Genomic DNA, 12,864 nt, shown 5'->3' on the forward strand with positions numbered 1-12,864 from the left:
TCCGCCGTCTGGACGGGCGGTTCCTGAAACTCTGGCGTCGGGGGCCTCGCCAAGGTAACCAACGCCCCTTTAGCCCCTTCGCTTTCCACGGCCCAAGATCCTTTCCTCATGACCGACACCGTCTCCGCCGCCGTCTATGGCTTTCCTCCCCGCGAGGTGATCGAGACGCCGCGCGGCGCCGTGCAGACCGCGCCGACCGTGCCGGGCGCGCAGCCGCTGGAAGGCCTGGCCGACGCTTCGCTGGACGCCTTCGTGATCCTGGCCCCGGCTGGCGCGGTCGAGCGTCGCTACGTGCTCGCCCAGGCCCTGCGGACGCTCAAGCCCGGCGGCCGCCTGAGCGTGGCCGCGCCCAAGGATCGCGGCGGCCTGCGCCTGAAGAAGGAACTGTCGGGCTTCGGCTGCACCATCGGCGAGGACGCCCGGCGTCATCACCGCATCTGCGTGACCCTGCGTCCCGAGGCGCCGACGGGCCTGACGGACGCCCTGGCCGAGGGCGCGCCGCGCCGCATCGACGGCGAGGGCCTGTGGACCCAGCCTGGCGTGTTCAGCTGGGATCGCCTCGACACCGGCACGGCGCTGCTGATGCAGGCCCTGCCCGCCTTCTCGGGCGCCGGCGCGGATCTGGGCTGCGGCATCGGCGTGCTGGCCCACCAGGTGCTGGCCTCGCCCAAGGTGACGAAGCTCGCCCTGGTCGACATCGACCGCCGGGCGCTGGACGCCGCGCAGCGTAACGTGGACGACGCGCGGGTCAGCTTCTCGCACGCCGACATTCGCCTGGGACTGCCGGAACTGTCGAACCTCGACTTCGTGGTCTCCAACCCGCCTTTCCACGAGGGCGGCGGCGAGGACAAGGCGCTGGGCCAGGCCTTCATCCGCGGCGCGGCCGCGCTGCTCAAGAAGGGCGGCGTGCTTTGGCTGGTGGCCAACCGCCACCTGCCTTACGAGGCCGTGCTGGCCGACCACTTCGCCCGCGTGCGCCCCGTGGTCGACCAGGAAGGCTTCAAGGTGCTCGAGGCCGTGAAATGACCAAGGCGCTGATGGCGCGGCTGGACCGGCTGCTGGCCAATCTGGGCTATGGCGCGCGGCGCGAGGTCCAGGCCCTGGTGGCGGCCGGCAAGGTGACCTTCGACGGCGCGCCGCTGAAGGACGCCGGCAAGCGCATCGCCGTGACCGCCGACCTGCCCCAGCACCTGTTCGTGCGCGGCGTTCCGATCGATCCGCCGGCGCCGCTGGTGCTGCTGATGAACAAGCCCCTGGGCGTGGTGTGCTCGCATCGCGAGGACGGGGCCAAGATCTACGACCTGCTGCCGCGCCGCTGGCAGATCCGCGACCCGGCGCTGTCGAGCGTCGGGCGACTGGACAAGGACACCTCGGGCCTGCTGCTGATCACCGACGACGGCGACTTCCTGCACCGGGTGATCTCGCCCAAGCGCCATGTGGCCAAGACCTATCTGGCGAGCCTGGACCGGCCGCTGTCGGGCAAGGAGGGCGAGGCCTTCGCCAGCGGGACGCTGATGCTGGACGGCGAGGAAAAGCCGCTGCTGCCGGCGCAGCTGGACGTGATCGACGACAGGACCGCGCGGCTGACCATCACCGAGGGTCGCTATCACCAGGTGCGCCGGATGTTCGCGGCCATGGGCAACCATGTCACGGCGCTGCATCGCGAGCGGATCGGCGGCATCACGCTGCCGGCCGACCTGGAGCCCGGCAAGCACCGCATCCTCACTGCAGCGGAAGCCGAGCAGGTGTTTTCGTGAGCGATATCGAGGTCGACGCGCGGGGCCATCGCTGCCCCGTGCCGACGCTGCGGCTGCGGCGGGCGCTGGAGCACGCCCCGGCCGGGACGACGGTGCGGCTGCTGGCCGACGACCCGCTGGCGCGGATCGACGTGCCCCACTTCGCCCGCCAGTTGGGCGCGACGCTGGAAGGCGTCGAGGACCTGCCTTCGGGCGCGATCAGCTTTCGGGTGACGAAGGCGCCTTGAGGGCGATGGCCTTGGGGCCGTCGACCAGGGCCTGGGGCCGCTCGTCGAGCGCGATCTCGACCTCGGTGGCGAGAGCGCCGCCGAAGAACACCGCGTTCACGCTCCACGACAGCCAGATCAGGAAGATGATCACGGCCGAGATCGAGCCGTAGGTCGCGCCCAGGTGCGCCACCTTCTCGACGTAGAAGGCGCTGGCCCACGACATAAAGACGCAGAACAGGCCAGCAGCGAAGCCGCCGGTCAGCGAGGCGCGCCATCCCACCGTCTGGCGGGACATGGCGTAGCGGTAGATCAGGGTCATGCCCACGATCAGACCCATGGTGGCCCAGGTCCACTCGCTCTGGATCCAGGAGACGCCCTCCAGCGGCCGCAGGTCCAGAGTGCTGGCCAGCAGCCGGAAGGTCAGGAAGATGCCGGACATCAGGAACAGCAGGCCAAAGGCCGCGATCAGCACGAACAGGGCCATCAGGTTGAAGCCGAAGAAGCCGCGCTGGTCCTCCTCGTCGTGGATGAACGACAGGCCAGCCAGCAGCGCCTTGAAGCCGCGATGGGCGGCGTAGACGCCGATCACCAGGATCACGAGGCTTTGCAGCGAGACGGTGTAGACCGGCGCGTGGGCCAGGCGCTGCATTTCGCTCTGGAAGATCGGGCGCGCTCCGGGCGGCATCATGAAGGCCAGGGCGTCGGCCTGGCGGGCGGCGGTGTTGGGATCCAGCAGCAGGCTGTAGAGGCCGATCAGGATGGCCAGGCCGGGAAACACCGCCAGCAGGGCGAAGAACGAGACGCCGCCCACATAGAGCATGACGTCGCGCCCCCACAGCCGGGACAGGGCCAGGCCGAGAACGCGAAGGATTTCCTGAACCCAGTGGATCGGGTCGAGATCGAGGTCTCGCCAGCGAATGGGGGCCTTGGGGGGCTGCATTCGCCGGAAACTGCCTCCCCGCGCCCGGTGAAGCAACCCTGGGACGGTCAGGCCGCCCAGAAAACACCCGTCCACAAAGTCAAAGACGCGCCGCCTCAGGGAAAGCGACGCGTCTCCGCAGGTCTTGCCTGAACCGGCCGCCGCATCGAGGGACGGGTTGGCGCGGCGGCCGGTCACAGTTCGAAGGTAGGATTCGCCGCCTGAACCGCATCTGAACGCGGTTGTCAGCTTGCGTCAGAGCGCGCCGGTCGCCTCCAGCTCGGCGATCGCCGCCGCATCGAAGCCCCAGTCGCTAAGCGCCGAGGCGTTGTGGGCGCCGATCTTCGGCGGCGGCCCCTGGATGACGCCAGGCGTGGCCGAGAAGCGCGGCGCGGGGGCGGGCTGGATCACGCCGGCGACCTCGACGAAGGTCTCGCGGGCCTTGTTGTGAGCATGGTCAGGCGCCTCATCCATCGACAGGACCGGGGCGAAGCAGACGTCGGTTGCGTCCATGATCTGGCACCACTCGTCGCGGGTCCTGGTGGCGATCACGGCGGCCAGCTTCTCGCGCAGGGCCGGCCAGTCCTCGCGGCTCATCTGGGACTGGAAATGCGGGTCGGTGATGCCGGTCTTCTCCAGCAGCAACAGGTAGAACTGCGGTTCGATCGAGCCGATCGACACCCACTTGCCGTCGGCGCACCGGTAGGTGTCGTAGAAGTGGGCCCCTCCGTCGAGCAGGTTGCTGCGCCGGCCCTCGCGCCACATGCCCATGGCCTTGAAGCCGTAGAACATGGCCATCAGCGAGGCTGCGCCATCGCTCATGGCGCAGTCGATGACCTGGCCCTGGCCGCTTTCGCGGGCGTGGATCACCCCGGCCAGCAGGCCGAAGGCCAGATAGAGCGCGCCGCCCCCGAAGTCGCCCACCAGGTTCAGCGGCGGAATCGGCTTGTCGTCCGTACCGATGGCGTCCAGCGCGCCGGTGATGGCGATGTAGTTCATGTCGTGGCCGGCGGCCTTGGCGTAGGGACCGGTCTGGCCCCAGCCGGTCATGCGGCCGTAGACGAGCCTGGGGTTGCGGGTCAGGGCGACGTCGGGACCAAGGCCCAGGCGCTCCATCACGCCGGGACGGAAGCCCTCGAACACCGCGTCGGCGGTCTCCATCAGCTTCAGGCAGGTCTCGACGGCGGCGGGCTGCTTGAGGTCCAGCGCCACCGAGCGGCGGCCGCGGGCGGTGACGTCGGCCGGCGACGAGCGGCCCGAACCCTTGCGGTCGATGCGCACGACGTCGGCGCCGAGGTCCGACAGCAGCATGCCGCAGAACGGCCCGGGGCCGATCCCGGCGAACTCCACAACCTTCAGCCCAGACAGCGGTCCCTGGCCCATCGCGTCCTCCCGTTTCATCTCGTTGGCGGCAGTAGGACCCGGTTGACGCCCGGTCAGGCAAGCCCGGGCCAAATCGCCTGTCGACAAGGTAAAGACTGCGACCACGCATCCCTTTGCCGCACCCTCGCCTCTGCTATGTTGGCTCGCGAATCGAAGGCCTGCGCCAGCGGAGTGACGAATTTGGCGGTGAACGCCCGGATCCTGATCGTGGCGCGTGACGACACGCGGGCCGGTCCCCTGTCCGAAGGGCTGGACCGCCTGGGCTGGCGCACCATCACCGCACGCGGTCCCTACGCCGCCCTCGCCGCCCTTGGCGACCTGCAGATCGAGGCGGTGATCGTCGACCTGGACGCGGCCGGTCCCGACAGCCAGACGCTCGCTCGCCGGCTCAAGGCCGCCGTGGCTCCGCGCCGCCTGCCGGTGATCGCCATCGGCGAACCGGGCACGGATGTCGGCCAGAGCGCCTTCGACCTGACCCTTTCGCCGCCGCTGCATCCCTCGCAGGCGGTGCTGCGCCTGGAATCCCTGGTCCGCACGGCCATCGCCGAGGAAGAGTTCGAGCTGCGGCTGACTACCTTCGGCGATCGCGGCCGCCGGCTGGACCTGCCGGAAGCCTCCGCCGCCCCCTATCGCGTGCTGGCCATCGGCGAGCCGGCCCCGCAGTTCCTGGCTCTTTCGAACGCCCTGACCCGCGGCGGCGCGGACGTGGTCGGCGCCTTCACCGCCTACACCGCCTTCGACTACCTGCACGAGCGCGCCTTCGACGCGGTGGTGCTGTGGGCCGGCGAGAACCAGCAGGAGGCGCTGTCGATCGCCGCCGGCATGCGGCGCAACACCCGCCTCTTCCACATCCCGGCGCTGCTCTACATGAACGCCGAGAGCTATGTGACGATGTCCGAGGCGTTCCATCGCGGCGTGTCGGACGTGGCCTCGCCGCAGACGCCCGAAGGCGACACCGCCCGCCGGGTCATCGAGCTGGCCCGCAACTATCGTCGCGGCGAAGCCATCCGCGGCGCTCTGGAAAAGGCCCGCAGCTCGGGCCTGATGGACGCGGCCACGGGCCTGTTCACCCGCGACCTGTTCGCCGCCCACCTGGCCCGCCTGGCCGGCGCAGCGCGCGAGCGTGGACGCCCGCTGTCGATCGGCGTGCTGCGGGTGGCCGACAAGGCCGACGTGGTCTGGGCGCGCCAGAACGGCTGGCTGGACCGCGCCATCCCGCAGATCGGCTCGATGGTCGGCCGCCTGGTCCGCGTCGAGGACACCGCCGCGCGCCTGGCGCCGGAAGTCTTCGCCCTGGCCCTGCCGGCCACGAACCTCGCCGCCGCCAAGGCCGCCGCCGAGCGCATCGCCGCCGTCATCGGCTGCACCGCCTTCGACGCCGGCGAGGACCGCAGCCCGTTCGTCTGCGAGTTCGACATCGGCGTCGCCCAGATCGAGCCGGGCGAGACCGCCATCCACGCGCTTGAGCGCGCCGCTTCCCAGGCCCTCCAGAAGGCCATCTAATCTAGGAGTCTTCCCATGGGCCAGCCGATCACCGTCGACGTCGTCGCCGACGTCGTCTGCCCGTGGTGCTATCTGGGCTGGCGGCGGGTAAAGAGCGCCCTGGCCGCGCGCCCCGACCTCGAGCCGATCGTCATCTGGCGTCCGTACCAGCTGGACCCGACCCTGCCCGAGGAAGGCGTCGACCGCGCCGCCTACATGGCCGGCAAGTTCAAGGACCAGACGCGGCTGAAGGCCGTGCACAAGGCCCTGCAAGAAGCCGGCGCCGAGGAAGGCATCGATTTCGCCTTCGACAAGATCGCCCTGTCGCCCAACACCAGCGCCGCCCACCGCCTGATCCGCTGGGCGCGCGGCGCGGCCGTGCAGGACGCCGTGGTCGAGGGTCTGTTCGCCGCCTATTTCGAGGAAGGCCGCGACATCGGCGATCCCGTGGTGCTGGGCCAGATCGCCAAGGCCGCAGGCATGGACGAGGTCGCGGTGCTGCAACTGCTGTCGGAAGGCGCCGACAAGGACGTGATCGTCCAGCAGCACGCCATGGCCGTGCAGGGCGGCGTCACCGGCGTGCCTGTGGCGATCTTCGCCGGCAAGGTGGCGGTGGTCGGCGCCGAGAGTCCCGAGAACCTGCAGAAGGCGATCGACCAGGCGTTGGCGTAGAAAAACTCCCCCTCTGGGTGAGGTTCCCTAAGCCAGCGCCGGCTGCGCCTCCAGCCGCATCCGGTAGGCCATCACCGCCGTGTGGCCGAGCTTTTCCACGAGGCGCCAGTTGACGAACGCGCCCACCGGCGCGCCGACGACCGGCAGCAGTTGCGCCAGTTTCGCCAGATCGATGTGATCGCGATACTGCTGCTGGAAGGCCCGCCAGTCGAAGCCGGAGAGATCGGTCGGATGCGCTCGCGCATCCCAGCCGTCCATGGCCTCGAACACCTTGGCGCGGTGGGCCGCGTCCGAGAAGGCCAGCTCGAAGATGTGCAGGATGTAGAGCCGCTCCGACAGTTCCGCCCCCTCGTGCCCGAAGGCGGCGGCGATCTCGAACAGCAGCTTGATCTTGAAGCTCATCAGGAGCGGGAAGTCGGCGGCGGCCAGGACGAAGCCCCCTGCCCCGGCTATGCCGCCCTCGGCGGCGGCGGCCTTCTTCCAGGCGCCGATCGCCGCGCGCACGCGCTCCAGCCGCTCGTCGAGCGTGGCCTGGACCAGCGGCGCGCCGGTGGCGAAGTCCGAACCGGTGAGGATCGCCCGGGTCATGCCCTGCATCGCCGCTGTGATGGCGGCATGGACCTTTTCCGGGATGATCTGGTTGACCTTCACCTGCACGGCGCGGGCGGCCATGCCGAGCGCGCCCGGCGGCCTGGTCATCTCGGCTCGCCAGGCGGCGAGGTCGGCGGTGGCGGCGGTCTGGGCCAGGTTCAAAGGCTCCGAAAGTGAATCGCGGCGACGCACGAAGCGTTCGCCGCGAGATCATGCCGCAATCGGCGAAAGGGTCGAAGTCCCCAGAAGATTAACGTTCAACAGGCCAGTGGACCATTTGACCACCACCGTCCACACCGGCGTCCACACGAGCATCCACACCCGCTTCCTGCGTCCACATCTATCGTGGCCTATATCCCCAAGACCGCCCGCCCGCCGTCTCGCGGCGCAGCGGCCCGCCGCCTATACCTTGCCCACCCATTCACCATGTGACTTCGCCCCGACCTTGAGCCAGCTGAAATTGCCGTTGGAACGCCTGCCCACCTTCGAGCGGGCCGACTTCGCCGTCTCCCCGGCGAACGAAGACGCCGTGCGCGCCATCGATACGTGGCCGGAGTGGCCGAACGGCCGCCTGGCCCTGATCGGCCCGTCGGGCTCGGGCAAGACCCACCTGGCCCGCGCCTGGGCCGCGGAGGCCGGCGGCGCCGTGATCATCGACGCCACCGATCCCCATCAGGCGCCGCTGAACCTGCCGGCCCTGCGCGGCCGCACCGTGCTGGTCGAGAACGCCGACCGCCGCGCCCTGGGCGGGGTGGTGTCGGACGAGGACCTGTTCCACCTGCTGAACATGGCCGGCGTCGACGGGGGCAGCCTGCTGCTGACGGCGCAGACCGCGCCGCTGGAATGGCAGACGATCGTGCCGGACCTGCGCTCGCGCCTGAACGCCATGACCGCCGCCGTCATCGACGAGCCCGACGACGTAGTGCTGGAGGCCGTGCTGCGCCGCGCCTTCGCCGACCGCCTGATCCGCCCCGCCGACGACGTCTACGCCTATCTGCTGCGTCGCATTCCGCGCAGCGCGCCCGAGGCCGTGGCCTTGGTGGCGCTGCTGGACGAGGCCGCCTCGGAAGGCAATCGCGGCATCACTCGCGCCTTCGTCGCCCAAGTGCTGGCGTTCGGCGAGGACGACGCGTTCGAGGACTAGACAAGACCGGCCGAAAGCCCGGCTTTTCTTGAACAAATCCCTGTTTGTCTTGCGGCTGTCATCGGGCTCGTCCACCATGTCGGGCATTGCCCCGGAGTAGACGATGACAGACGCCGCCGCCCTCGCGCCCCCCCTTCACAAGGTGGAGACCGCGCCTGAGGATTGCGCGCGCCTGGTGCTGGACGAAGACCTGCTGGCCTCGCCGGAACGGTTCTTCAATCGCGAACTTTCCTGGCTGGCCTTCAACCAGCGCGTGCTGGACGAGAGCGCCAACCCGCGCCACCCGCTGCTGGAACGCCTGCGTTTCCTGTCGATCAGCGCCAACAACCTCGACGAATTCTACATGGTCCGCGTGGCGGGCCTGAAAGGCCAGGTGCGCGAGGGCGTGCGCGTGGTCAGCCAGGACGGCCTGACCCCCGGCGAACAGCTGACCCGCATCAACGCCTCGGCCTTCGAACTGATGAGCGAGCAGCAGAAGATCTGGCGCGAGGTGCGCGCCGAGCTGTGGGCCGAGGGGCTCAAGCTGCTGGACGCCAAGGACATTGTCGGCGCCGACCGCGAGCGGGCCGAGGAAATCTTCAAGTCGCGCATCTTCCCGGTGCTGACGCCGCTGGCGGTCGACCCGGCCCATCCGTTCCCGTTCATTCCGAACCTGGGCTTCTGCCTGGCGCTGAAGCTGCGCCGGATCGCCGACGACAAGCACCTGTACGCCCTGGCGCCGATCCCCAACCAGGTGCAGCGCTTCTGGGAGCTGTCGGCCGGCCCCAGCAAGGGCCGCAAGCGCGAACGCAAGATCGTGGCGCTGGAAAGCTTCATCATCCTGTTCCTCGACCACCTGTTCCCCGGCTACGAGGTCGAGGGCCGGGGCCTGTTCCGCCTGATCCGCGACAGCGACCTGGAGATCGAGGAAGAAGCCGAAGACCTGGTGCGCGAGTTCGAGGCGCGCCTGAAGAAGCGGCGCCTGGGCCGCGTGGTGCGGGTGAAGATCCAGACCACCATGCCCGCCGACCTGCGCGATTTCATCATCGAGGGCCTGCGCGCCCAGCCCGAGGACGTGGTGCTGGTCGACGGCAAGCTGGGTCTGGCCCAGATGAGCGAGCTGATCCCGCCCGATCGCCCGGACCTGAAGTTCAAGCCCTACAACGCCCGCTTCCCCGAGCGCGTGCGCGACCACGGGGGCGACTGCTTCGCGGCGATCCGCGAGAAGGACATCCTGGTCCACCATCCGTTCGAGAGCTTCGACGTGGTGGTGCAGTTCCTGCGCCAGGCCGCGCGCGATCCGAACGTGCTGGCCATCAAGCAGACGCTGTATCGAACCTCCAAGGATAGCCCGATCGTGGCGGCCCTGATCGAGGCGGCCGACAACGGCAAGAACGTCACCGCCCTGGTCGAGATCAAGGCGCGCTTCGACGAGGAAAATAACCTCAAGTGGGCGCGCGACCTGGAACGGGCCGGCGTGCACGTGGTGTTCGGCTTCGTCGACTGGAAGACCCACGCCAAGCTGTCGGTGGTCGTGCGGCGCGAGGGCGATTCCCTGCGCACCTACTGCCACTTCGGCACCGGCAACTATCACCCCCAGACGGCGCGGGTTTACACCGACCTTTCCTTGTTTACCTGCGACCCGGCCATGGGCCGCGACGGGGGCAAGCTGTTCAACTTCATCACCGGCTACGCCCAGCCCGGCGCGCTGGAGAAGCTGTCGTTCTCGCCCCAGACGCTGAAGCCGGACCTGCTGGCGATGATCGCCGCCGAGGCCGCCAACGCCCGCGCCGGCAAGCCCGCGGGCATCTGGGCCAAGATGAACGCCGTGGTCGACCCGCAGATCATCGACGCCCTCTACGCCGCCAGCCAGGACGGCGTGCAGATCGATCTGGTGGTGCGCGGCATATGCTGCCTGCGTCCGGGCATTCCGGGCCTTTCGGAGAACATCCGGGTCAAGTCGATCGTCGGCCGCTTCCTGGAGCACGCCCGCGTCGTGGCCTTCGCCAACGGCGCCGACATGCCCAGCGCCCAGACCCGCGCCTTCATCAGTTCGGCCGACTGGATGCCGCGCAACCTCGACCGCCGGGTGGAAAGCCTGGTGCCGATCGAGAACCCGACGGTGCACCAGCAGGTGCTGAGCCAGATCATGGTCGCCAACCTCAACGACGAGGCCCAGAGCTGGCGCCTGGACCGCGAGGGCCACTACACCCGCGATCCGGCCTGGGACAGCAAGGGCGCCTTCTCGGCCCACGAGTACTTCATGACCAATCCCAGCCTTTCGGGCCGCGGTCATCACGTGCACGACCTGCCGCGGGCGTTCGACCACGTCGGCCCCAAGCGCAAGCGCTAGCAGCGAAAGCCAACGGGCCGGGCCCTGTCATCCCGGCCCCGCCAGAGCGTTGCGGGCGCCGATAGCGTAAGGGTCCACCGGCTTGTTGCGGCTCTCCTGGATCACTTCCGTGCGCACGCTCCACCCCAGGCGCGCGGCGCTTGCGGCCAGCTCCCGCTCGATGCGCTCCCAAAGCTCGCGCCGCATTTCCAAGCCGCCGACGTTCCAGGTCTCGACGAGCAAGCCGTCACTTCCCGGACGACGTTCCACATAGGCGTTGTACCAGCGGCCTTCGAGCTGCAGTTGTAGCTGGCGCAACCGGTTCGGATCATGGAGAGGTCGACCGCCTCGAAAGGGCCGTAGGCGACATTCGGCAAAAAGCGCCACATCTCCTGCTCGCGCTCGGAAACCTCCGGGCCGATGACCTCCGCGATGAAACGCGCGGCTTCCCGACGCACGAAGGCCTCGGCTTCCTCCACGGGCATATAGCCGGCGGCATGCTCGAGCTCTTCCCGGTAACCCTCGGCGTGCGTCCGCAGCGGCGGCTCGCCCTGATCGCCGAACTCGATGCTCCAACCAGCCCATCGGGCCCGGAAGTAGAATTCCTCGCCGGCTACCCAGCCTTCTCCCTGCACGGGGCATGAGCCGCCGATGCCCTTGATCCTCACCCGCTCAGGCGGCCCGTACGAAACTCCATCAATGAGCGTGTTGACGGGAATGATCACGCCATGGACGCACGTTCCAGCGTAAATATTCTGGGGACTTGAAGTCCAACAGCGCATTTCCGTACAAGGCCGCCGCTTCCCCTGCGCGACGAATGCGTTAAACCAGCCTCATGCCTCTCTCGGCGCCGCGCGACGCGGCCGTGATCGATATCGGCTCCAACTCGGTCCGCCTGGTGGTGTACCGCCTGGAAGGCCGCGCCATCTGGACCGTCTTCAACGAGAAGGTGCTGGCTGGCCTTGGCCGTGAACTCGGCTCCAAGGGGCGACTGGCGCCCGATGGCGTCTCCCAGACCCTTTCGGCGCTGAAGCGCTTCAAGGCCGTGCTGGAAGCCGTGCAGCCGGCCGAGACCTTCGTCGCCGCCACGGCCGCCGTGCGCGAGGCCAGCGACGGCCCCGCCTTCGTCAAGCGCGTGGCCGAGGAGACCGGCCTGCACATCCGCGTGCTCTCCGGCGAGGAAGAGGCTCGCTACGCCGCGCTCGGCGTGCTGGCCGGGGCGCCCGACGCCACCGGCGTGGTCGGCGACCTTGGCGGGGCGAGCCTGGAGCTGGTGCGGCTGGAGCCGACCGGCGCCGGCCAGGGCGTGACCCTGCCGCTGGGACCGTTCAGCCTGGGCCTGGCCGAAGGCTTCGACGCCGACCGCGTGCGACGCCTGGCGGCCCAGCGCCTGGCGCCGGTGGCCGAGGTGTTCAAGGCCGACGCCTTCCACGCCGTGGGCGGCGCCTGGCGAAACCTCGCCTTGCTGCACATGCGGCTTTCCGGATACCCGCTGCAGGTGGTGCACCAGTACGAGATCGGCCGCAGCGAGGCCCTGGAAGCCGCGCGCCTGGTGTCGCACCAGTCCAGAAGTTCGCTCGAACGCATCGAGGGCATGTCCAAGAAGCGCATCGAGACCCTGCCCTACGCGGCCGTGGTGCTGGAAAGCCTGATCGAGCGCCTGGACCTCAAGCGTATCGAAATCTCGGCCTTCGGCGTGCGCGAGGGCCTGCTGTTCGAAGCCATGGCGCCGCGCGTCCGGGGCCTGGATCCGCTGATCGAGGGCTGCGCTTCGCTGACGGCCCGCCAGGGCGTGGCCGACGACCTGGGCGTGGCGCTCCAGACCTGGCTGGAGCCGGCCTTTGGCAAGCTGGAGCCCTTGTTCGACGGCCGCGACGCGGTGCTGACGGCGGCCGCCTGCCGGCTGGCGGACCTCGGCGCGCGGCTGCACCCGGACCATCGCGCCGACCTCGTCTTCGAGCAGGTGCTGCGCGCCCCGATCGCCGGCCAGACCCATGTGGAGCGCGCCTTCCTGGCGGCCGCGGCCTTCGCCCGCCATTCAACGCCGTTCAATCCACCCGAGATGGACGTGCTGGAACGCCTGCTGACCCCTGCCCGCCTCAAGCGCGCCAGGGCCCTGGGCGCGGCCATCCGCCTTGGCTGCGATCTTTCCGGCCGCAGCCCGGCCCTGCTGTCGCGCTCGCGGCTGGCCATCGAGAAGGCCGACGTCCAGCTGTCGGCCGAACCGGGCTATGCCGCCCTGCTGCTGGGCGAGCAGACCGCCAAGCGGGCCAGCACCCTGGCCCAGGTGCTGGGACTGAAACTGAAGGTCCTGCCGCTCTAGCGGCCCCCCGGCCGCGACAGCGCGCCGCAGCCGAACGGCGTTCTTCCGGCATGGTTTGTTAGGCACGCCACGC

Annotated in this window: 12 protein-coding genes; 8 read left to right on the forward strand and 4 right to left on the reverse strand. The window is 69.4% G+C overall.

Annotation, left to right across the window (positions count from 1 at the left end; translation table 11 throughout):
• Window positions 1-108: 108 nt before the first annotated feature.
• Genes DDF67_RS16035 through DDF67_RS16045 form a run of 3 tightly spaced genes read left to right on the forward strand, consistent with a single transcriptional unit; the run spans window position 109 to window position 1,984 of the window.
• Entirely contained in the window at window positions 109-1,026 is a 918-nt protein-coding gene (locus DDF67_RS16035; RefSeq protein ID WP_109101856.1) for a class I SAM-dependent methyltransferase, read from the forward strand.
• On the forward strand, window positions 1,023-1,757 hold the full coding sequence (locus DDF67_RS16040; RefSeq protein WP_109101857.1) for a pseudouridine synthase: 735 nt from the start codon (window positions 1,023-1,025) through the stop codon (window positions 1,755-1,757). The genes DDF67_RS16035 and DDF67_RS16040 overlap by 4 nt, the downstream gene beginning before the upstream one ends.
• Window positions 1,754-1,984 (forward strand): sulfurtransferase TusA family protein, encoded by a 231-nt coding sequence (locus DDF67_RS16045; RefSeq protein ID WP_109101858.1) that lies wholly within the window; start codon window positions 1,754-1,756, stop codon window positions 1,982-1,984. The genes DDF67_RS16040 and DDF67_RS16045 overlap by 4 nt, the downstream gene beginning before the upstream one ends.
• Here DDF67_RS16045 and DDF67_RS16050 read toward each other — a convergent pair.
• Together DDF67_RS16050 and DDF67_RS16055 are read right to left on the reverse strand one after the other, a co-directional pair.
• Window positions 1,956-2,906, reverse strand: a complete 951-nt coding sequence (locus tag DDF67_RS16050) for a YihY/virulence factor BrkB family protein (RefSeq protein WP_109101859.1) — start codon at window positions 2,904-2,906, stop codon at window positions 1,956-1,958. The genes DDF67_RS16045 and DDF67_RS16050 overlap by 29 nt on opposite strands.
• A 234-nt stretch (window positions 2,907-3,140) precedes the next feature.
• A complete protein-coding gene (locus tag DDF67_RS16055) occupies window positions 3,141-4,268 on the reverse strand; it encodes a CaiB/BaiF CoA transferase family protein (RefSeq protein WP_109101860.1) in 1,128 nt (375 codons plus the stop codon).
• A gap of 180 nt (window positions 4,269-4,448) precedes the next feature.
• On the opposite strand from DDF67_RS16055, the gene DDF67_RS16060 reads away from it, so the two are divergent.
• Both DDF67_RS16060 and DDF67_RS16065 read left to right on the forward strand, forming a co-directional pair.
• Window positions 4,449-5,771, forward strand: coding sequence for a diguanylate cyclase domain-containing protein (locus tag DDF67_RS16060; protein WP_109101861.1), 1,323 nt, complete (start codon window positions 4,449-4,451; stop codon window positions 5,769-5,771).
• Between the two features lie 15 nt (window positions 5,772-5,786).
• The gene (locus DDF67_RS16065) at window positions 5,787-6,422 is read left to right on the forward strand and encodes a DsbA family oxidoreductase (RefSeq protein ID WP_109101862.1); all 636 of its coding nucleotides are present in this window, start codon (window positions 5,787-5,789) and stop codon (window positions 6,420-6,422) included.
• Window positions 6,423-6,449: 27 nt separating this feature from the next.
• Here the strand turns inward: DDF67_RS16065 and DDF67_RS16070 are convergent, their stop codons facing one another.
• On the reverse strand, window positions 6,450-7,169 hold the full coding sequence (locus tag DDF67_RS16070) for an EcsC family protein (RefSeq protein WP_408608614.1): 720 nt from the start codon (window positions 7,167-7,169) through the stop codon (window positions 6,450-6,452).
• A 289-nt stretch (window positions 7,170-7,458) separates the two neighbouring features.
• Here DDF67_RS16070 and hdaA point away from each other — a divergent pair, with 289 nt between their 5' ends.
• Both hdaA and DDF67_RS16080 read left to right on the forward strand, forming a co-directional pair.
• Complete coding sequence (gene hdaA, locus DDF67_RS16075) at window positions 7,459-8,157, forward strand: DnaA regulatory inactivator HdaA (RefSeq protein WP_109101863.1); 699 nt, start codon at window positions 7,459-7,461, stop codon at window positions 8,155-8,157.
• Between the two features lie 103 nt (window positions 8,158-8,260).
• The gene (locus DDF67_RS16080) at window positions 8,261-10,489 is read left to right on the forward strand and encodes an RNA degradosome polyphosphate kinase (RefSeq protein ID WP_109101864.1); all 2,229 of its coding nucleotides are present in this window, start codon (window positions 8,261-8,263) and stop codon (window positions 10,487-10,489) included.
• Window positions 10,490-10,590: 101 nt separating this feature from the next.
• Here DDF67_RS16080 and DDF67_RS26095 read toward each other — a convergent pair whose 3' ends face one another.
• Window positions 10,591-11,193 (reverse strand): hypothetical protein, encoded by a 603-nt coding sequence (locus tag DDF67_RS26095; protein WP_233247674.1) that lies wholly within the window; start codon window positions 11,191-11,193, stop codon window positions 10,591-10,593.
• A 110-nt stretch (window positions 11,194-11,303) separates the two neighbouring features.
• Here DDF67_RS26095 and DDF67_RS16090 point away from each other — a divergent pair, with 110 nt between their 5' ends.
• Window positions 11,304-12,791 carry a Ppx/GppA phosphatase family protein gene (locus DDF67_RS16090; RefSeq protein WP_109101866.1) on the forward strand — a complete coding sequence of 496 codons (1,488 nt, stop codon included), beginning with the start codon at window positions 11,304-11,306 and terminating at the stop codon, window positions 12,789-12,791.
• Window positions 12,792-12,864 lie beyond the last annotated feature (73 nt).

Origin of the sequence: Caulobacter endophyticus (assembly GCF_003116815.1) — a bacterium.
GTDB lineage: Bacteria > Pseudomonadota > Alphaproteobacteria > Caulobacterales > Caulobacteraceae > Caulobacter > Caulobacter endophyticus.